The organism is Pseudomonas sp. MIACH (assembly GCF_001269925.1).
In the GTDB taxonomy this organism is placed as follows: domain Bacteria; phylum Pseudomonadota; class Gammaproteobacteria; order Pseudomonadales; family Pseudomonadaceae; genus Aquipseudomonas.
Map to the genome: position 1 here is coordinate 99,115 of NZ_LHVO01000060.1, position 20,629 is coordinate 119,743.

Annotated in this window: 16 protein-coding genes; 13 read left to right on the forward strand and 3 right to left on the reverse strand. The window is 60.6% G+C overall.

The features are described 5' to 3' along the window. Positions 1-28 precede the first annotated feature (28 nt). Positions 29-889: an SMP-30/gluconolactonase/LRE family protein gene (locus AD670_RS25920; RefSeq protein ID WP_053139080.1), complete on the forward strand. Its 861-nt coding sequence runs from the start codon at positions 29-31 to the stop codon at positions 887-889. Positions 890-1,155: 266 nt separating this feature from the next. Here AD670_RS25920 and AD670_RS25925 read toward each other — a convergent pair whose 3' ends face one another. Together AD670_RS25925 and AD670_RS25930 are read right to left on the reverse strand one after the other, a co-directional pair. Beyond that, on the reverse strand, positions 1,156-2,529 hold the full coding sequence (locus tag AD670_RS25925) for a transposase (RefSeq protein WP_053139082.1): 1,374 nt from the start codon (positions 2,527-2,529) through the stop codon (positions 1,156-1,158). A 251-nt stretch (positions 2,530-2,780) separates the two neighbouring features. Beyond that, complete coding sequence (locus AD670_RS25930; RefSeq protein ID WP_053139084.1) at positions 2,781-4,436, reverse strand: methyl-accepting chemotaxis protein; 1,656 nt, start codon at positions 4,434-4,436, stop codon at positions 2,781-2,783. Between the two features lie 750 nt (positions 4,437-5,186). Between AD670_RS25930 and AD670_RS25935 the strand changes: the two genes are divergently transcribed. The 7 genes from AD670_RS25935 to AD670_RS25970 all read left to right on the forward strand — a co-directional run bounded on the left by AD670_RS25935 (position 5,187) and on the right by AD670_RS25970 (position 11,721). Next, on the forward strand, positions 5,187-5,807 hold the full coding sequence (locus tag AD670_RS25935; RefSeq protein ID WP_053139086.1) for a LysE family translocator: 621 nt from the start codon (positions 5,187-5,189) through the stop codon (positions 5,805-5,807). Positions 5,808-5,816: 9 nt separating this feature from the next. Then, on the forward strand, positions 5,817-6,209 hold the full coding sequence (locus tag AD670_RS25940; RefSeq protein ID WP_053139089.1) for an ester cyclase: 393 nt from the start codon (positions 5,817-5,819) through the stop codon (positions 6,207-6,209). A gap of 34 nt (positions 6,210-6,243) precedes the next feature. Next, positions 6,244-6,723 carry a VOC family protein gene (locus AD670_RS25945; protein ID WP_053139091.1) on the forward strand — a complete coding sequence of 160 codons (480 nt, stop codon included), beginning with the start codon at positions 6,244-6,246 and terminating at the stop codon, positions 6,721-6,723. 89 nt (positions 6,724-6,812) lie between these two features. Continuing rightward, on the forward strand, positions 6,813-7,790 hold the full coding sequence (locus tag AD670_RS25950) for an alpha/beta hydrolase (protein WP_053139093.1): 978 nt from the start codon (positions 6,813-6,815) through the stop codon (positions 7,788-7,790). A gap of 281 nt (positions 7,791-8,071) precedes the next feature. Further along, positions 8,072-8,938 carry a 4-hydroxy-tetrahydrodipicolinate synthase gene (gene dapA / locus AD670_RS25960; RefSeq protein WP_053139097.1) on the forward strand — a complete coding sequence of 289 codons (867 nt, stop codon included), beginning with the start codon at positions 8,072-8,074 and terminating at the stop codon, positions 8,936-8,938. 243 nt (positions 8,939-9,181) lie between these two features. Beyond that, positions 9,182-10,558, forward strand: coding sequence for a cystathionine beta-synthase (locus AD670_RS25965; protein ID WP_053139147.1), 1,377 nt, complete (start codon positions 9,182-9,184; stop codon positions 10,556-10,558). Then, complete coding sequence (locus tag AD670_RS25970; RefSeq protein ID WP_053139100.1) at positions 10,555-11,721, forward strand: cystathionine gamma-synthase; 1,167 nt, start codon at positions 10,555-10,557, stop codon at positions 11,719-11,721. The genes AD670_RS25965 and AD670_RS25970 overlap by 4 nt, the downstream gene beginning before the upstream one ends. Before the next feature lie 124 nt (positions 11,722-11,845). On the opposite strand, the gene AD670_RS25975 is transcribed toward AD670_RS25970, so the two are convergent. Next, a complete protein-coding gene (locus AD670_RS25975) occupies positions 11,846-14,044 on the reverse strand; it encodes an OsmC domain/YcaO domain-containing protein (RefSeq protein WP_053139102.1) in 2,199 nt (732 codons plus the stop codon). A gap of 267 nt (positions 14,045-14,311) precedes the next feature. Here AD670_RS25975 and AD670_RS25980 point away from each other — a divergent pair, with 267 nt between their 5' ends. The 5 genes from AD670_RS25980 (at position 14,312) to AD670_RS26000 (ending at position 20,548) form a co-directional block, all read left to right on the forward strand. Then, positions 14,312-15,466, forward strand: a complete 1,155-nt coding sequence (locus tag AD670_RS25980) for a GGDEF domain-containing protein (RefSeq protein WP_082341051.1) — start codon at positions 14,312-14,314, stop codon at positions 15,464-15,466. Between the two features lie 191 nt (positions 15,467-15,657). Next, positions 15,658-17,139 (forward strand): PAS domain-containing methyl-accepting chemotaxis protein, encoded by a 1,482-nt coding sequence (locus tag AD670_RS25985; protein ID WP_371263199.1) that lies wholly within the window; start codon positions 15,658-15,660, stop codon positions 17,137-17,139. A gap of 231 nt (positions 17,140-17,370) precedes the next feature. Beyond that, positions 17,371-17,991: a LysE family translocator gene (locus AD670_RS25990; RefSeq protein ID WP_053139108.1), complete on the forward strand. Its 621-nt coding sequence runs from the start codon at positions 17,371-17,373 to the stop codon at positions 17,989-17,991. Positions 17,992-18,123: 132 nt separating this feature from the next. Continuing rightward, entirely contained in the window at positions 18,124-19,059 is a 936-nt protein-coding gene (locus AD670_RS25995; RefSeq protein WP_053139110.1) for a DMT family transporter, read from the forward strand. Positions 19,060-19,210: 151 nt separating this feature from the next. Next, positions 19,211-20,548: an MFS transporter gene (locus tag AD670_RS26000; protein WP_053139112.1), complete on the forward strand. Its 1,338-nt coding sequence runs from the start codon at positions 19,211-19,213 to the stop codon at positions 20,546-20,548. The last annotated feature ends 81 nt before the right edge of the window (positions 20,549-20,629 follow it).

Consider the following 20,629-nt stretch of genomic DNA (forward strand, 5'->3'; position numbering starts at 1 on the left):
GCCCCATCCTGTTTCGTAGGACGCAACCATGTTTAAAACCCTAAGCGGCACCACCAGTCTTCTTGGCGAGTGCCCTGTCTGGTGTGAAAGAACGGAACGCCTGTTCTGGACCGATATCCCTGGTTGCGAACTGCTTGCTCTGGACCCCGTGAGCGGTGAAGTACAGCACTGGCGAGTGCCCGAGCCGCTGGGGTCGTTCGCCCTTACGACCAATACAGACGTATTGCTAATGGGATTGGCCTCCTGCCTAGGTCATTACAACCTGAGTACTCTTCGCTTCACCAAAATTACCATCACGCCTGGAGTACCCGGAACCCGGGTCAATGATGGCCGCTGCGACCGTATGGGCAACTTTGTGTTTAGCACTATGGATGCCGGTGAGGCGGTGCAAACTATAGGGCGATTTCACCGGTTCAATGCCGCGACGCTCAAGACTGAAACGCTGGACCTTCCCGAAGTGGCGATCCCGAACAGCATCTGTTTTAGCCCGGACGGTTCCACCATGTATTACGCGGACTCCCTGCAAGGATGCATTTTCTGCTGCGATTACCCGTCGCTAGAAAACCAGCGGGTATTCACTACAGTCAACGGTCAGGGTGCTCCAGACGGTTCTTGTATTGATGCGCAGGGCTTTCTCTGGAATGCGGAATGGGGCGGTAGCAGAGTCGTGCGTTACGCGACTGACGGCAAAGTTGACAGCGTGATCGACTCCCCGTGTATTCAGACCACTTGTCCGGTGTTAGCGGGACTTGGTTATGAAACGCTTTACTGCACCAGCGCACGGATAGGGCTGGATAAGCCGGCAGATTTCGATGGCACGCTGATAAAAGCCGAAGCCGTTTTAGCTGCCGGATCCCCTGAAGAGCGATTTACAGGACGACTGCACTGAATAGTAGGTTCTAGCCTGTCGCGCCGTTCTGAATGCCAACTTGGTAGACGCGTATGAATGACCGCTTCTGGCCGATTTATGCCTGTTGCGAAGGGCCGCTTTTGGCCGATTCTGTTGAAAAAGTCGGATTTTCAGATCGCTTGAACTCAGGCACGACCACCACTGGAGAATCTACTCACCACATTGAGTGGTTTCTCGGCTCTTCGTTGAGCTTTGCAGCTCGGTTATTGGGTTGGTTTGAGGGTTTTTGCTTTGTGCAGACGCACCTATCCCGTAACCGGTGGCCCTTGAGAAGTAAATTTGGCCAACCGACGCAGGTTCTGCACGGCAGCGGCCAGCGTGAATTCATCGGTTGCGCCGCTCATGCCGCGTAGTCGCAAGCGATCCAGTTTCAGGATGCGCTTGAGGTGGGCAAACAACATTTCGACCTTCTTGCGTTCGTGGCGAGAGCGAATGTACGCAGGTGTCGCTGCGATTCGCCGAGCCACATCACGAGCGGCTTCATGGACGCTGCGGACGATCTTGCGAATCGAAGTGTTCGGGCAGCACTTGGCTTTCAGCGGACAGGCTACGCAGTCGGTCTGCCGGGATCGGAAGATGATGGTGTTGGCTTTGGTGACGTGCGAACGCTCGTTTTTGAAGGCTCGCCATTCGCTACGTAATGCATTGCCGGCCGGACAGCGGTATTCCTCAGCCTCTTCATTCCAGTGGAAATCGTTGCTCGAAAAACTGTCGTTCTTGCGCTCGGTTTTGTCCCACACCGGCACATGCGGCTCGATGTCCTTTTCCTCTACCATCCAGGCCAGCATCGACGCGGTACCGTAAGCGGTGTCGCCAATGAGGCGTTCCGGCTTGATGTCGAACTGCGCTTCGACCCGGTCGATCATGATCTTGGTGCTCTCGACTTCGGCCGTGCGATGAGCGGGTGTGGGTTCCACATCCATGATGACACCGTGCTCGGTATCGATCAGATAATTCGTGGAGTAAGCGTAGAACGCTGGGCCACCTGGAGCTGCGGTCCAGCGGGCTTGAGGATCAGTCAGCGATAGGCGCTTCGGTAGCGTTTCGGCCAGAGCCTCTTCATCGAGTGCCTCAAGATACTCACGCACGGCGCGGGTGCTCAGGGCCGGATCGCTCCAGTTGACCTGTTCATCACCCGGTACACCGCGCTGCCGGCTGGCATCCGCTTTGATGATGCTGGCGTCCACGGCAAAGCCTTCACCTTTGACCAAGCCTGCGTCCATGCAACGACGCAGCACTTCATTGAACAGCCAGCGAAAGAGCTCGCTGTCCCGAAAACGGCCGTGTCTATTTTTGGAAAAGGTCGAGTGATTGGGGACTTCATCTTCAAGGCTTAACCGGCAGAACCAGCGATACGCCAGGTTCAAATGGGTCTCTTCGCACAGCCGCCGCTCGGAGCGAATACCGTAGCAATAGCCCACGATCAGCATGCGGATCATCAACTCTGGGTCAATCGAAGGACGCCCAATTGGGCTGTAAAAATCGGCGAGGTGATGGCGCAGGTCGCTCAGATCGAGACACTGATCAATGCTGCGCAGAAGGTGATTGGAGGGGATGTGATCTTCAAGGTTGAACGAGTAAAACAGCCGCTCCTGCCCACTCGATAACTGTCCCATCATGCTGCGTGCTTCCCTGCTGGCCGATGCGGAGATTTTGCCGCAGGCCAGACAGGGGAGCTACTTTTTCAACAGAATCGGCCAAATGCAGACGCTCAAAAATGGCAGGTATTGCAAAACTGTGGTCAGACCATAGAGTTACTAGGGAAATAGCCCCGCTGTTTTTGCAGGACTCGGACCATTACCTGCGTACTGCGGCTAAACGGGGGACATTTCTCGCAGCAACGCGGCTCGCGATGAAACGGCAACAGACCCTAGAGCTGAAAGCGCGAGATGTTCTCTCGCAATGTCACGCTGGTGCGTGCTAGTCCTTCGCTTTCCTGCTGAGCGCTGCGGAAGGCTGCAGCGGATTGCTCGGCGCTTTCGCTGACGGTCACGATGCCCCGGCTGATCTGCTCGGCAACAGTACTCTGCTGCTCGGCGGCAGCGGCGATTTGGTGGTTCATGCCGTTGATCCGCTCGATCATGGTTACGATCGTGCTTACCGCGTCACCGGCCTCGGAAACGCCGGACACCGACTGCGCACTGGAGCTCTTGCAGCGTTGCATATGCTGCGAGGTCTCGTCGGCAATTTTCTGCAGACTGGCGATCAGCCCCTCAATCTCTGAGGTGGCCTTCTGGGTACGCTGTGCCAGGCTGCGGACCTCATCGGCTACCACCGCGAAGCCGCGTCCAGCCTCGCCAGCACGTGCAGCTTCGATGGCTGCGTTGAGGGCCAGCAGGTTGGTCTGGTCGGCCACCGACTTGATCACCTCAAGCACGCCGCCGATATTGCCGGTTTCATTCTTCAGCCGGCCCATGGCCATGTTGGACTGTTCGATTGTCTCGGCCAGCTCGCCGATCATTTTGACGGCATCTTTGGCCTTCTGCTGGCTGTACAGGGCCGCGCTATCGGCATCGCTGGCCGCACTGGCGGCGGATTCGGCATTGCGCGCGACATCCTGCACGGTGGCGGCCATTTGGTGAACGGCGGTGACGATCTGCTCGACCTCGCACTGTGCCATGGCCACGCTTTCGGCGTTTCTCAGGCTCGATTGGCTAAGCTCCTGGCTGGAATCGGCCACGCTCTGTGAGGACAGGTTTATGCCCTTGGTCATGTCCCGCAGGTTCTCCTGCATGCTCAGCAGAGCGGCCATTATGCTGGCCTGTGGTGGTTCAATCGTACGCTCGCTAGCGCGCAAATCGCCCTGGGCAACCCGTTGGGCGAGCTGGTTGAGTTCACTCGGTTCGGCACCCAGCGCGCGCAGCAGGTTGCGGCTGATGACGTAGCCCAGTACCGCTGCCAGTAAGACGGCCAGCGCAGTAATGGCGAGCAGCAGGTTGCGTTGTGACAGATAGTTTGCGTCATTTTCGCTGACCTGCAGGTCTGCCTTCTGATTGGTGTAGCGCAGGAATTCGCCAATTGCCTGAGTCAACTCGGCCAGTAAGGGTGTGCACTGCTCGCTGACCATGCGCAGGGCCTCGTCGTTTTCACCCTTGAACAGGTGTTCGGCAATGGTGTGTGCTACCGGTTTGTAGCGGCTCTCGACCTGCTCGATGGTTGAGAACAGTTCACGTGCCTTGGGCGACACATCATCATGGTTATCAATTGCCTGGCGTAGCGCGGCGAGGCTGCCGGCCACCATTTGTTCGTTGACGGCAATTGCGCCTCGCTGCTGTCCTCTCGCGTTGACATTGCTGTTCAAGGCGATGTTACGCAGGGCAATCGCGCGCTGGGCGGCCGCGTCGTTCAGTGTGTTGGCGAGCCGGGCGCGCGCATCAATGCCATTAACGTAGAGAAAAAAGTCCTTATTGCTGTTAGCCAGGGCGTACAGCGAGATAGCGGCGATTAGCAGCATAAACGCGAGCAGGCTGGCATAGCCGGCATAGAGACTGGTCCGTGTAGAGAGCCGGGGAGTGTGCGATGGCATGATGTACCTACGTAATGAGAGGAGCAATTTAGGGACACCTGCAAGCGTATGTATTCGCCCTTGGTCCGCATCCTGCGCAGGTATTCTTTTGTTCGACGGCAACGAGTAGCGGCGTTATTTCCTGGCCAACTGAAACTTGTACAAGTTTTTAATCTTGTACAAGTCTTGTACATCTATATTGGTGTGATGTCGTCATGACATCATTCAATCCAGATGAACGGTCAGTAACCTCCGGTTTCTGCCAAGCGCGAGAAATAGAGGTCTGGCTATCGGGCTGACTACCGTTTGGCGGCGATACGGCCCAAGGCCATCTTTGGGCAGATAGAGTCCTGACAGCGCTGTAAAAATGCGTAGCGCTATTCCTGTACAGGTATTTTGTATGGGGGTGAGCTAGGGCGCGCTAATTGTGAGCATGCGCTGCGCTAGGGGCTGTTGCCGTTTCATCTTTGAGCCACATGATCAATCTCCTTATTTTCTGGTGCCGATCACGCTGAATCGCCCAAAATTTCGTAGAGACAACTAACCGCTTCTGGCCGAAAACGCTCCGTCCAAGCATGGAGGTATCAAGCCAGACTCAAGCAAGTGGAAAACTACATCCCCCTGACCGGAATCGATCTGGTACCCGCTTCTCTTTAAATCCAACCTACTCAACGCGCACTGGCATCTTTTCGCCCCCAACGCGCACATTGTCCAACCACCCCCACTCCCCTTATCCTCGACGCTCCCCGCCCGTCCAAAATCGGAGCCGCCATGGACCTCGCCACCCTCGCCCTCTTCCTCCCCGCCTGCTTCGCGCTGAACATGGCCCCCGGCCCCAACAACCTGCTCTCCGTGAGCAACGCCACCCGTTACGGCTATCGCACATCCTGCCTCGCCGGCATCGGCCGCCTGCTGGCCTTCGCCGGCATGATCGCCCTTGCCTCTGCGGGCCTCGCGGTGGTGTTGCAAACCTCGGAACTGCTGTTCTATGCGATCAAGATCCTGGGCGCGGCGTATCTGTTTTATCTGGCGGTTCAACTGTGGCGCGCGAATCCGCAGGCGGAGATGGAATCGGTAACCGCCAAGGTGAGTTTGTGGGCACTGGTGCGGCAGGAGTTTCTGGTGGCGGCGGGCAACCCCAAGGCCATCCTGATCTTCACCGCGTTCCTCCCGCAATTCGTGGTCCCCGGCCAACCCATCACCCCGCAATTCGCCCTGCTGGGCGCGATGTTCCTGGTGTTGGAGTGGATCGCCATCAGCGCCTATGCCTATATGGGCCTGCACATGCGTCGCTGGTTTGCCGAACCGCGTGGCAAACGTCTATTCAATCGCTGCTGCGCGGGATTGTTGTCGGCGGCGGCGACGGTGTTGTTGACCGCGCGCAGGGTTTGAGGAAAAAACATGACTCGCAACCAACTCTCCGACCTGTACCTCGGCTACATCGACTGCCTCAACCAACAGGCTTGGAACCGATTGGGCGACTTCGTCCACCCGGACGTGAGCTACAACGCCAAGGTGGTCGGCCTGGAGGGCTACCGCGCCATGCTGGAGCGCGACTTCCGCGAGATTCCCGACCTGCAGTTCCACATCCACTTGCTGATCGCCGACCCGCCCACCGTCGCCAGCCGGCTGAACTTCAATGTCACGCCCAAGGGTGAGTTTTTCGGGCTGGCGATCAATGGTCGCCAGGTGGCGTTCTCGGAAAACGTTTTCTACACGTTCGTCGACGGGAAAATCGCGCAGGTCTGGTCGGTCATCGACAAAGCGGCGATCGAACAGCAGTTGGCCGTCTAGACTCCACGCACCGATTCTCACGTGGAGTCCCATCATGAAGAGCAAAACCACCCTCTGCCTCTGGTACAACGGCACCGCCGAGGAGGCGGCCGACTTTTACGCCAAGACCTTCCCCGACAGCACGGTCGACGCCGTGCACCTGGCGCCCGGCGACTACCCGTCCGGCAAACAGGGCGATGTGCTCACGGTGGAATTCACCGTGATGGGCATCCCGTGCATCGGCCTCAATGGCGGCCCGATATTCCCCCACAGCGAAGCGTTTTCCTTCCAGGTCGCCACCGATGACCAGGCCGAAACCGATCGCTACTGGAACGCCATTATCGACAACGGTGGCCAGGCCAGCGCCTGCGGTTGGTGCAAGGACAAGTGGGGGTTGTCGTGGCAGATCACGCCTCGGGTGTTGACGGACGCGGTGGCACACGCTGATCCGGCCATTGCCAAGCGTGCATTCGACGCGATGATGACCATGACCAAGATCGACATTGCGGCGATAGAAGCCGCGATAAAGGGCTGACCGACTACGCCTACGTCTACGAAGCGAGCACAGACAAGAATGACGTTTTCCACTTCGATGCACACAGCGACACCCAAGAGTACCCAACCATGAACGACGGCGTGCGCATCAGCCCACGGACCATCCCTGTGCCCTCTTCGATCAGCCCCGAAGCCCAGGCGATGCTCAAGCGCATGGTGGGTGAAGATGGCGTACCGTTGAACGCTCTGCACGGCATGCCGGCGCCTGACGACCACGACGGCTGGCGCCGCATGCAGGCCACCGTTGCCGAGCACTTCGCCGTAGCCACCGCTGGCCAGGCGGCCTCACTGCGCGCGAGCCTGCATACCCTCCGTGTAGAAAACGCCACCGTGCACGTGGCGACGCCGTCGGATCACACCGGCGACGCCTACATCGACCTGCATGGCGGTGCCCTGGTATTCGGCGGTGGCGAAAACTGTCGCGTCGCGGCCGGGAGGCAGGCCGACCTGCACAACATGGTTTGCTACGGCGTGGACTACCGCATGCCACCCGATCATCCCTACCCGGCGGCACTGGATGACTGCATGGCCACCTACCGCCATGTGCTCAAGCATCACGCCCCGGACCGTATCGTGATCGGTGGCCGCTCGGCGGGCGGCAACCTCGCAGCGGCCCTGGTATTGCGTGCCCGCGACGAAGGGTTGCCCTTGCCGGCGGCGCTGGTGTTGTTGTCGCCGGAAGTGGACCTGACCGAGTCGGGCGACAGTTTTCATGTCAACCGCACGGTCGACGTGGTGCTGCCCAACCCGCTGATGGGCACCAACCTGCTGTATGCCGCCGGCGCGGACCTGGCCCACCCGTACCTGTCGCCGCTGTTCGGCGATTTCAGTCGGGGCTTCCCGCCCACTTTCCTGCAAAGCGGCACGCGGGATCTGTTCCTGTCCAACACCGTGCGCCTGCACCGGGCCTTGCGCCAGGCGCGGGTGCCGGCGCAGTTGCACGTGTTCGAAGCGATGCCCCATGGCGGTTTCATGGGCGCGCCGGAAGATGCAGAGCTTGCACAGGAAATCCGCGCATTTGTGCGTGAACACCTGCAACGCGCTTGACACATTTACTGACATCCCCTGAAGATGGAAGCCTCATTCAGGGTGTGTCAGTTATGTCCGCAACCTCACTCGTTAACCGTACCGTCATTGGCTTGATTGCCAAGGCGCAAGGTTGCGTTGCGCACGCCCTTAAATCGAAGAAACAGTCGCTCATGTGACCGGGGCGCGCTGTCCCGTCAGATGAGCTGACAGGACATTGAGCGCGGACTCCCTCCCCCTTTGCACAATTCCCCATGCCCTTCTGACGGAGACTCAAGCGGTCAATCATCAGGAGAAAGTGCATGTCATCGTTTCAAGGTATCTGGGTTCCCGTGGTCACGCCGTTCCAGGATGGCGCCATCGACTTTGTCGGCCTGCACCGCCTGGTCAGCCACCTGCTGGACAAGCACGTAGCCGGGATCATGGTGTGCACCACCACGGGCGAAGCCGCATCGCTCAGCCGCCAGGAACAACTGGCCGTGCTGGATGCGGTATTGCAACAGGTGCCCGCCAACCGCGTGGTGATGGGACTGGCGGGCAACAACCAGATTGAGCTGCTGCAATTCCAGGCCGAAATCCTCAAGCGCCCGCTGGCGGGTTTGCTGGTGCCGGCGCCGAGTTACATTCGCCCTTCCCAGGCCGGCCTAGAAGCGTTCTTTCGCACGGTGGCCGATGCGTCCAGCGTGCCGATCGTCCTCTACGACATTCCCTACCGCACTGGCGTGACCTTCGAGCAGGCCACCTTGCTGAACATCGTCGCGCACCCGCGGATCGTGGCGATCAAGGACTGCGGCGGCAACCTGGGCAATACCCTTGCGATGCTGACCAGCGGTGAGGTGGATGTGTTGTGTGGCGAGGACCTGCAGATCTTCAATGCGCTGTGCCTGGGCGCCAGCGGCGCGATTGCCGCGTCGGCACATGTGTGCACCGAACAGTTTGTGGCGCTGTGGCAGCAGGTACGGGATAACCAGTTGGCTGAGGCGCGGGCGACGTTCCTTGGGTTGGTGCCGTTGATCAACACGCTGTTCATGGAGCCTAACCCGGCACCGGTGAAAGCCGCGCTGGCGCTGGAGGGGTTGATCGACAGTGAGTTGCGTGCGCCGATGCAGCGGGCAACCGAGGCGGTGACGGTGCGGCTCAACACCGTCAACCTCTTGAGCCTTGCATAAGCCATTTCAGGCGACCGCATTCCTGTGGCGAGCGGAGCCTCCCTTGCCACAGAGTCCCACCTCAGCTCGTTAAATCGGGCTGCCGGGCCATATGCACATAGACGGCGCATCCGGGCATCGCTCATGCGCCAAAAAAAGACATTCAATGGACCCCTCGGTTGCGACCGCCCCAATACCGACCTACTGTTCCAGACCATGCTGCGCAATTTGCTGTCCCCCCACCCTAAGCCCCCAGGTGACGACATGCCTACGCTACCCCGCCCTGCGGTACTCGAACTGATCGGCAACACGCCGCTGGTTCGGGTCAGCCGTTTCGATACCGGCCCCTGCACGCTGTTCCTCAAGCTTGAATCCCAGAACCCCGGCGGCTCCATCAAGGACCGCATCGGCCTGGCCATGATCGACGCCGCCGAACGCGACGGCCGCCTGCGCCCCGGCAGCACCATCATTGAAGCCACCGCCGGCAATACCGGCCTCGGCCTGGCCCTGGTGGGCCGGGCGAAAGGTTATCGGGTGGTGCTGGTGGTGCCCGACAAGATGTCCACGGAAAAGGTACTGCACCTCAAGGCCATGGGCGCCGAAGTGCATATCACCCGTTCCGACGTGGGCAAGGGCCATCCCGAGTATTACCAGGACGTGGCCGCGCGCCTGGCCAAGGACATACCGGGCGCGTTTTTTGCCGACCAATTCAATAACCCCGCCAACCCTTTGGCCCACGAGACCAGCACCGCGCCGGAGATCTGGGCGCAAACCCAGCATGATGTGGATGCGATCGTGGTGGGCGTCGGCTCGGCCGGCACCCTCACCGGCCTGACCCGCTTCTTCAAACGGGTGCAGCCGGCGCTGGAGATGGTTCTCGCCGACCCGGTGGGTTCGGTGATGGCCGAATACAGCCGCAGCGGCCGACTGGAAACCCCGGGGTCGTGGGCGGTAGAAGGCATCGGCGAGGACTTCATCCCGTCGATTGCCGACCTGTCCAGCGTGCGCCACGCCTACTCCATCAGCGATGAAGAAAGCTTCGATCATGCCCGCCAACTGCTCAAGGCCGAAGGCATTCTGGGCGGCTCATCCACCGGCACCCTGCTCGCGGCCGCGCTGCGGTATTGCCGCGAACAAACGGTGCCCAAGCGCGTGGTCACCTTTGTCTGCGACACCGGCACCCGCTATTTGTCGAAGGTCTACAACGACCAATGGATGACCGACGCGGGCCTGCTGCAATTCAAGCACTACGGCGACCTGCGCGACCTGATCGCGCGGCGTTTCGAGGACGGCCGCGTGATCAGCGTGAGCCCCGACGACACCCTGCTCACCGCCTTCCAGCGCATGCGCCTGGCGGACGTTTCGCAACTGCCGGTGCTGGTGGACGGCCGCGACCTGGTGGGAGTGATCGATGAGTCCGACATCCTGCTGGGCCTGCACCATGACGCGGCAGACTTTTCGATGATTGTCGCCAGCGCCATGAGCGACAAACTCCAAACCCTCGACCCCAGTGCCAGCCTGGCCGAACTGCAGGCCGAACTGGACCGCGGCCTGGTCGCCATCATTGCCGACGCGACGGGCTTTCACGGCCTGATCACCCGCGTCGACCTGCTCAACCACCTACGGAGATCCCTAGCATGAGCCAGCCCGACAAAAGCGCGTTTGCCACCCGTGTGATCCACGCCGGGCAGTCACCCGACCCGACCACGGGCGCGCTGATGCCACCGATCTACGCCAACTCCACCTACCTGCAAGACAGCCCCGGCGTACACAAGGGCTTCGACTACGGCCGCTCCCACAACCCCACGCGGTTCGCCCTGGAGCGCTGCGTGGCTGACCTGGAAGGCGGCAGCCAGGCGTTTGCGTTTGCTTCCGGACTGGCGGCGATCTCGACGGTCCTGGAATTGCTGGATGCCGGTGCCCATATCGTCTCTGGCAACGACCTGTACGGCGGCACCTTCCGCCTGTTCGACAAGGTGCGCCAGCGCAGCGCCGGGCATCGTTTCAGTTTTGTCGACCTGAGTGATGTGGCGGCGTTCGAAGCCTCCTTGCAGGACGACACGCGCATGGTCTGGGTCGAAACCCCGAGCAACCCGCTGCTGAGCCTCACCGACCTCAGCGCCATCGCACGTATCTGCCGCAGCCGCGGCATTCTCTGCGTGGCCGACAACACCTTCGCCAGCCCGTGGATCCAGCGTCCGCTGGAATTGGGCTTCGACATCGTGGTGCACTCCACCACCAAATACCTCAACGGCCACTCCGATGTGATCGGCGGTATCGCCATCGTCGGGGACAACCCCGAACTGGCCGAGCGCGTGGGCTTTTTGCAAAACTCGGTCGGCGCCATCGCCGGCCCGTTCGATGCCTTCCTCACCCTGCGCGGCGTGAAAACCCTGGCCCTGCGCATGGAGCGCCATTGCAGCAACGCACTCGACCTGGCCACCTGGCTGGAACAGCAACCGCAAGTATCACGGGTCTATTACCCAGGCCTGGCGTCCCACCCGCAGCACGAACTGGCACGCCGGCAGATGCGCGGGTTTGGCGGGATGATTTCAATCGACTTGAACAGCGACCTGGCCGGCGCCCGGCGCTTCCTGGAAAGCGTCAAGCTCTTCGCGTTGGCCGAGAGTCTGGGCGGTGTGGAAAGCCTGATCGAACACCCGGCGATCATGACCCACGCCAGCATCCCGGCAGCGACCCGCGCGCAGTTGGGGATTGGCGACGGGCTGGTACGGTTGTCGGTGGGGGTTGAGGATGTAGAGGATCTACGAGCGGACCTGGCGCAAGCCTTGGCCCGCATATAAATCCCCCAGAAAAAAAAGAGCAAATGTGGGAGGGGGCTTGCTCCCGATAGCGGCGTGTCAGGCACTGAATATTTGTCTGAACCACCACCATCGGGAGCAAGCCCCCTCCCACATTGGGTACGCGTTACCCCTGGATTACGTTGGCACGCGCCGAATGCAGCTTCTTGTAGCTCTCGATCAAGCGCAGATGCCGGTCCAACCCTTCCAGCTTCATGCTGGTCGGCGTCAACCCATTGAACCGCACACTGCCGTCGACCGAGCCGATCACCGCATCCATCCGCTCATTGCCGAACATCCGACGGAAGTTGGCTTCGTAATCCGCCAGTTCCAGATCGTCGTCCAATTCCATCTCCAGCACCGCGTTCATCGCCTGGTAGAACAGGCCTCGCTCGGCGGTGTTGTCGTTGTATTGCAGGAACATCTCCACGCACTCCTTAGCCTCCTCGTACTGCTGCAAGGCGAGGAAGATCAGCAGCTTCAATTCGAGGATGGTCAGTTGGCCCCAGGCGGTGTTGTCGTCGAACTCGATGCCGATCAGGGTGGTGATGTCGGTGTAGTCGTCCAGCTCGCTTTCGATCAGGCGCTCGACCAATGCCTGCAATTCAGCTTCGTCCAGGCGGTGCAGGTTGAGGATGTCCTCGCGGAAAAACAGCGCCTTGTTGGTGTTGTCCCAGATCAGGTCGTCCACCGGGTAGATTTCCGAGTAGTCCGGCACCAGGATACGGCAGGCGGTTGCGCCGAGGTGTTCGTACACCGCCATATAGGACTCTTTGCCCATGCCTTCGAGGATGCCGAACAAGGTCGCGGCCTCTTGGGCGTTGGAGTCTTCACCTTCGCCTGAGAAGTCCCACTCGACAAATTCGTAGTCCGATTGGGCGCTGAAGAAGCGCCACGACACCACACCGCTGGAGTCGATAAAGTGCTCGACGAAGTTATTCGGCTCGGTCACCGCCTGGCCTTCGAAGGTCGGCTGCGGCAGGTCGTTCAAGCCTTCGAAGCTGCGGCCTTGCAGCAGTTCGGTGAGGCTGCGTTCCAGCGCCACTTCCAGGCTTGGGTGGGCGCCGAATGAGGCGAACACACCGCCGGTGCGCGGGTTCATCAAGGTCACGCACATCACCGGGAATTCGCCGCCCAGGGATGCGTCCTTGACCAGCACCGGGAAGCCCTGGGCCTCCAGGCCTTCAATGCCCGCCAGGATACTCGGGTACTTCGCCAACACTTCAGCCGGGACGTCCGGCAGGGCAAATTCGCCCTCGATGATTTCGCGCTTCACCGCACGCTCGAAAATCTCCGACAGGCACTGCACCTGGGCCTCGGCCAAGGTATTGCCCGCGCTCATACCGTTGCTGAGGTAGAGGTTCTCGATCAGGTTGGACGGGAAATACACCACCTCGCCATCCGACTGGCGCACGAACGGCAGCGAAACGATGCCGCGCGCTTCGTTGCCGGAGTTGGTGTCAAACAGGTGCGAGCCGCGCAGTTCACCGTCGCGGTTGTAGACCTTCAGGCAGTAGGCGTCGAGGATTTCGCCGGGCAGCTCGTCATTCGGGCCCGGCTGGAACCAACGCTCGTCCGGGTAATGCACGAACGGCGCGTTGGCCAGTTCCTCACCCCAGAACTGGTCGTTATAGAAGAAATTGCAGTTGAGCCGCTCGATGAACTCGCCCAACGCTGACGCCAGGGCGCCCTCCTTGGTCGCGCCCTTGCCATTGGTAAAGCACATCGGAGAATGGGCGTCGCGGATATGCAGCGACCACACGTTCGGCACGATATTGCGCCACGAGGCGATCTCGATCTTCATGCCAAGGCCGGCGAGGATCCCGGACATGTTGGCGATGGTCTGTTCCAGCGGCAGGTCCTTGCCCGCGATATACGTGCCCGCTTCGGCGCCCGCGCTCGGCATCAACAAGGCCTGGGCATCGGCGTCGAGGTTGTCGACTTCTTCGATCACGAACTCCGGCCCGGCCTGCACCACTTTCTTCACGGTGCAACGGTCGATGGAACGCAGGATGCCCTGGCGGTCTTTATCGGAAATATCCGCCGGCAACTCCACCTGGATCTTGAAGATCTGGTTATAGCGGTTTTCCGGATCGACAATATTGTTCTGCGACAGGCGAATATTGTCCGTGGGGATGTTGCGCGTACTGCAGTACAACTTGACGAAGTAAGCCGCGCACAACGCCGACGAAGCCAGGAAGTAATCGAACGGCCCCGGTGCCGAGCCATCGCCTTTATAGCGAATAGGCTGGTCGGCAATCACCGTGAAGTCATCGAACTTGGCTTCAAGCCGGAGGTTGTCGAGAAAGTTGACCTTGATTTCCATGGGGGCACACCAGAATAACGGGCTAAACAAAAATGGCCGCCATTATGAGGTTTTTCATCGGGAAGTTTCAGGCTTTTCAATCATGCCAGGTGATGGGCGGCCGTTTTACCGGGCCAATTCCCCACGGAATGCGCTGAATATCAAATGAACATTTCGTGAATCAACGCCCCTCAAGTGTTATCTCAATAGTATTTGATAAGCCACTGAAAGGGTGCCAGCATGGCTATGTGCCACTAACCAATTTCAGCGCTTCAGGTGAGGCTCAATATGGAATACCAACTCCCTGTAACGAAGACGATGAGATGGCTGACAAACGCAGACGCGCCGTATGACACGCGCATACGCAGCGAACTTATATCCGGGCCTTTTTCTTCCAAGGAGGTGCTGTGGGTTGGCTGGTTTAACAGCCTGGTGATGTGCACGGTCGCGGTCACGCTGCAGCCCAGCCGATTCTTCATTGCCTGGCTCATCATTGATTCAATGATCTGGGTCTCACGTTTAGCACTGCTGTATTGGATCAATAAATACGGCAGCCAAAAATATCCCTATGTCATTGATCTATCGCTATTACTGGGCCTGGCCTGGGCGGCGGAGCTGGGCCTGGGTACCGCTGGTTGCCTGATGAGCGGTGATGCGATTCTTCAAATTCTCGGGTGCACCTCAATGGTCAGCGTGAATGCCGCGATCGCCATGCGCAACCAAGGCGTCCCGCGCTACGCATTTACTCAAATATTGCTGACTGATGTGCCCATGAAGCTCGCCACCTTATTTCAGCCGGAACCGCTGCTGAGGATATTCCTGCTCCAGGCGCCGCTGTACTTAACCGGCATGTGGCTACTGCTCAACAAGTTGAACGATAACGTGGTGCGCGCCTTACTGGCAGAGGCCAAAAATGAAATCCGCGCGACCCATGACCCCCTCACGGGCCTTTACAACCGTATAGGGATCCTCGAACTGATTGAAAACACCCTGACCCGCAGCCGGCATGCCGATAAACACTTTGCGGTGCTTTATATAGATTTGGATGGTTTCAAGAGCATCAACGATAACCACGGCCATGCCGAAGGTGACAAGGCCTTAGCCGAGTTTGGCGCAACGCTTAAATCGATCGTCAGGCTCAATCAGGATTCCGCCGGCCGATTGGGCGGAGACGAGTTTATCCTGCTGATGAATAATGCCGGCTTGACCTCTGCCACCCTGGCAGCGCAACGGATTATAGATACATTACGACAGGCCTCTGACCGCTGCGCGCTCCCCTACGCCTTGCAAGCCAGCATCGGCATTGCCCTCTTTGAAGGCGCCGACAGTGCCTCACACACCAGCGCGCAGACATTGATTGCCCATGCGGATGGCGCGTTATACGAAGCCAAGCGCGCGGGCAAAAACTGTTTTCGTATCGCACAAAGACAATTCGCCACCTAGGTATCCCTGAACGCCATTCGTCACGCACCGGTTTATATCAAACAATCAACCATCAACTTATTCCGTGTGATGCCGATGAACTTATGGCAATTCAGGGAGTAGTCGGAATGCGCAACAACCAGCCCGTAACACAGCGCGAGATTTCACTCGCGCCTTCGCAAAAACTCATCTCCGCCACCGATGTCCATGGTGTGATCACTTACTGCAACGATGCCTTTGTCGATATCAGCGGCTTTGACCGCGCCGACCTGATCGGCGCCCCGCAAAACATCGTGCGTCACCCCGACGTGCCACCCGCCGTTTTCGCGCACATGTGGAGTGCGCTCAAGCAAGGCCTGCCGTGGATGGGCATCGTCAAGAACCGCTCGAAAAACGGCGACCACTATTGGGTCAACGCCTACGTCACGCCCATCTTCGACGGCAGCCGAGTGGTTGGTTTTGAGTCGGTGCGGGTCAAGCCCACGGCCGATGAAATTCGCCGCGCCCAGGCTCTCTACCTGCGTATCAGCCAAGGCAAGCCGGGCGTGCCGCGCCAGGATGCCTGGCTGCCGGCGGCATTGAGCTGCGTGCCGTACATGGCCACCGGTGTGGCCGGCAGCGTTGCCGGGCTGTTCCTCAGCGCACCGGTGGCCGTCGCAGTCGCCGTGGCGGTCGCGTTGCCGGTGGGCCTGTTGTGCTCACACTGGCGCCAGAGCAGCACCTTGCGTCTGTTGGAGGGGGTTGACCCGTCCACGTCCGATGCCCTGATCGCGCAGATGTACAGTGATGCTCGCGGCCCGCAGTCGCGCCTGCAAACCGCGTTCATCAGCCAGACCGCGCGCCTCAAGACCTGCCTCACCCGCCTGCAGGACAGCGCCGAACAACTCAGTGCCCTGGCCGGGCAATCCGACCAGTTGGCCACCGCCAGCGCCAAAGGCCTGGACCGCCAGCGTGTGGAAACCGAACAGGTCTCGGCAGCCGTCAACCAGATGGCCGCGACCACCCAGGAAGTCGCCAGCCACGTGCAACGCACCGCCGACGCCACCCAACAAGCCAACGTGCTGACCGGGCGCGGCCGCGAAGTGGCGCGTGATACCCGTGAAGCCATCGAACGGTTGTCCGCCGTGGTCGGCGAGACCGGGGTGACCGTGGCGCAACTGGCCAGGGACAGCGACGAGATCGGCAGTATGGTGGATGTGATCAAAGGCATCGCCGACCAGACCAACCTGCTCGCCCTCAACGCTGCGATTGAAGCGGCGCGGGCCGGCGAGCAAGGCCGAGGTTTTGCCGTGGTAGCCGACGAAGTGCGCCAACTGGCCCAGCGCACTTCACAATCGACCACCCAGATCCATGGGTTGATCACCAAGCTCCAGGCGTCCTCCAACAACGCCGTGCAAAGCATGCAAAACGGCCAACGCCAGGCCCAGGAAGGCGTGGCCTGGGTGCTGGAAGCGGACCAGGCCCTGGTGGGGATCAGCGAAGCGGTGTCGCATATCACCGACATGACCACCCAGATCGCCGCCGCCACCGAAGAACAAAGCGCCGTCGCCGAGGAGATCAGCCGCAACATCACCACCATCGCCGAACTGGCCGACCAGACCTCGATACAAGCCCATCAATCCACGGACCTGAGCAAGGAATTGACCAATACCGCGTCCACCCAATACGCGTTGGTTGAGCGCTTCAATCGCTAGAGGCTGACACGTCTCTCGTGTAATGAGCCCGCTTACTGTGGCGAGCGGGCTTGCCCCGCGTTGGGCCGCGAAGCGGCCCCAATCAAGATCACTGTGTTCCATCAGACAAACCGCAGTGCCTGGTTTTGGGGCCGCTTCGCAGCCCAACGCGGGGCAAGCCCGCTCGCCACACGATAACCACTCATGCCAAGCTTGGGTTATCGTCAACTCCCCTCTGCATGAAGCCCTGCCATGTCCATCACCGATAACCTCCTCGCCTTCACCTTCGCCGCCACCCTGCTGACCCTCACGCCTGGGCTCGACACCGCCTTGGTCCTGCGCACCGCCACGGTGGAAGGCAAACGCCAGGCGCTGCTGGCCACGTTGGGCATCAACGCCGGTTGCCTGGTGTGGGGCGCCGCGGTTGCCTTTGGCCTGGGCGCGTTGATTGCGGTGTCGGAGGTGGCGTTCAACCTGCTCAAATACTGCGGCGCCGCTTACCTGGCCTGGCTGGGGCTGAACATGCTGGTGCGCCCCCGTCGCTCGTTGGCGCAGGCCTCAACCGATGGCAAGCCCGGCGGCAATTGGTTTATCAAGGGCATGCTGGGCAATGTGCTGAACCCCAAGGTGGGGATTTTCTACGTGTCGTTCCTGCCGCAATTTATCCCCCAAGGGCATTCGCTGATTGCCTGGACCTTCGGACTGGTGAGCATCCATGTGCTGCTCGGACTGCTGTGGTCGCTGGTCTTGATCGGCGCCACACAGTCGCTGTCCGGATTCCTGCGCCGCGAAAAGGTCATCCAGTGGATGGACCGCACCACCGGCGTGATCTTCGTGCTGTTTGCCGCAAAGCTGGCGTTCAGCAAGCGCTGAGTTTTCCCCAGGCCAAATCCCTCCTTGCCCCCTCGGCGCAAACACGCTACAAATCCCCCCTCACGAAGTTGTACGACAACCTAAAAATAAATCGCCATCCCCGACGATGGCGCCAACCACCCGAGCCCCAGCATGACTCCGCCTGCCCCGACGCAAACCGCCCCCGCCCTGTTCTCCCGTCCGATCGCCGTGTTGATTCTGCTCTGCATGGGCTGTGCCTTCGCCGGCAATCACATCGCCGCTCGCGTCGCTTTCGACGATGGCGCCGGTGTGCTGCTGGCCATTTTGCTGCGCTCGGGTGGGACCTTGCTGGTGCTGGCCGTGCTGGTACTGTGGCAACGCCAAAACCTGCGCCTGCCAGCAGGAGCATGGCGCTGGCAAGTGCTGCTGGGCTTGCTTATCGCCACCCAGAGCCTGTGCCTCTACTCCGCCGTCGCCCGCGTGCCGGTGGCGTTGGCGTTACTGGTGGGCAACGTGTTCCCGATCTTGCTTGCCCTGCTCACCTGGGCATTAGGCGGCCCACGCCCGACGGCGCGCACCGCCTTGCTGATGGGCTTGATTCTGGTGGGTCTGGTGTTTGTGCTGGACGTACCCGCCCGCCTCTCAAGCAGTACCGATATCGGCCCGCAATGGCTGCTCGGCGTCAGCCTGGCGTTCTGCGCCGCCTTCGTGTTCGCCTGTGCGCTGTGGATCACCGACCATAAGTTGTCCCAGGTACGCGGTTCAGTGCGCAGCCTGTTGACCATCTTCATCGTGTTCAGCAGCGTCAACCTCGCCGGCCTCAGTGGCGCCCTTCCGGGCGGCCTGAACGCGCCGGCAACCAGTACCGGCTGGCTGGCGCTCGCGACGTTGGTGGTGCTGTATGGCACCGGTTTTATCGTGCTGTTCATGTCGGTCCCGCGCCTGGATATGCCGCGCAATGCACCGGTCATGAACATCGAGCCGCTGGCGACCTTGCTGATGGGCTGGATCGTGCTCGATCAACTGCTCAGCGCCGGACAGATGCTCGGCGGCGTCATCGTGGTGACCGGGATTGTGCTGCTGACGTATCGCAAGTCTGCCCGGTAACGATAGATCCCCGCCTGACCTGGCCCAATTCCTGCCTCCTCCACTCCCAGCCAGTCGCTACTGACTATGCGGACGACTCTTTTGAGCCCGGCCGCCTATCCCCCTTCCCCGGATAATCCAGCATCCCCCGACCCCTTCCGAGGCCTTCCCCATGACGAGCCCCTCCACCGAACAGGTAAGCCCCCAAACCCTGCGCAAGGTCATCATCGCCGCCGGCATCGGTAACTTCGTCGAGTGGTTTGACTTCGCCGTCTACGGCTTCCTCGCCACCACCATCGCCCAACAATTCTTCCCCAGCGGCGACGCCAGCGCGGCCTTGCTCAAAACCTTCGCGGTGTTCGCCGTCGCCTTTGCCTTCCGGCCCTTGGGCGGGATTTTCTTCGGCATGCTCGGCGACCGTATCGGGCGCAAACGCACCCTGGCCATGACCATCCTGCTGATGGCCGGCGCCACCACCTTGATCGGCCTGCTGCCTACCTACGCCGCCATCGGCGTCGCGGCGCCGATTCTGTTGTCGCTGATCCGCTGCGCCCAGGGCTTCTCCGCCGGCGGCGAATACGCCGGTGCCTGTGCCTACCTGATGGAGCACGCGCCCAGTGACAAACGCGCCTGGTACGGCAGCTTCGTGCCGGTGTCGACGTTCTCTGCCTTCGCCGCCGCCGCCGTGGTGGCGTACGCACTCGAAGCGTCGTTGTCCGCCGAGGCGATGGGCAGTTGGGGCTGGCGCCTGCCGTTCCTGATCGCCGCGCCGCTGGGCCTGGTGGGCCTTTACCTGCGCTGGAAGCTGGATGAGACGCCTGCCTTCCAAGCGGTGAAGCAGGAGCACGCGGTCGCCCACTCTCCGCTCAAGGAAACCTTGCGCAACCATGGTGCGGCGATCTGCTGCCTGGGCGCTTTTGTGTCACTGACGGCGCTGTCGTTTTATATGTTCACCACCTACTTCGCCACGTACCTGCAAGTGGCGGGAGGGCTGAGTCGCGCGATGGCGTTGCTGGTGTCGCTGATCGCGTTGATCTTCGCCGCAGCGATTTGCCCGCTGGCGGGGCTGTATTCGGATCGCGTGGGGCGTCGGGTCACGGTGATGACGGCGTGTGTGTTGTTGATGGTGGTGGTGTATCCGTCGTTCCTGATGGCCAGCTCCGGTTCGTTCGCCGCGTCTATCGTCGGGGTGATGTTGCTGGCGGTCGGCGCAGTATTGTGCGGAGTGGTCACGGCGGCGTTGCTGTCGGAGACCTTCCCGACCCGCACGCGCTACACCGCCTCGGCGATCACCTACAACATGGCGTATACGATCTTCGGCGGTACAGCGCCGCTGATGGCCACGTGGTTGATCAGCACCACCGGCAGCAACCTGTCACCGGCGTTCTACCTGATTGCCGTGGCACTGCTGGCGTTGGCGGGCGGGTTGGCGTTGCCGGAAACGTCGAGGATTTCCCTGCACGACGTGGGCGCTGAGGACAAAAGCCCGGCGCCGCTGCTCTCGCGTTAAGCACCCTGATGCCGTCTTACCCAACACTGTCCGAACCCGCAGCTGTCGAGCGCAAGCGAGGCTGCGATGGCGGACTGACAG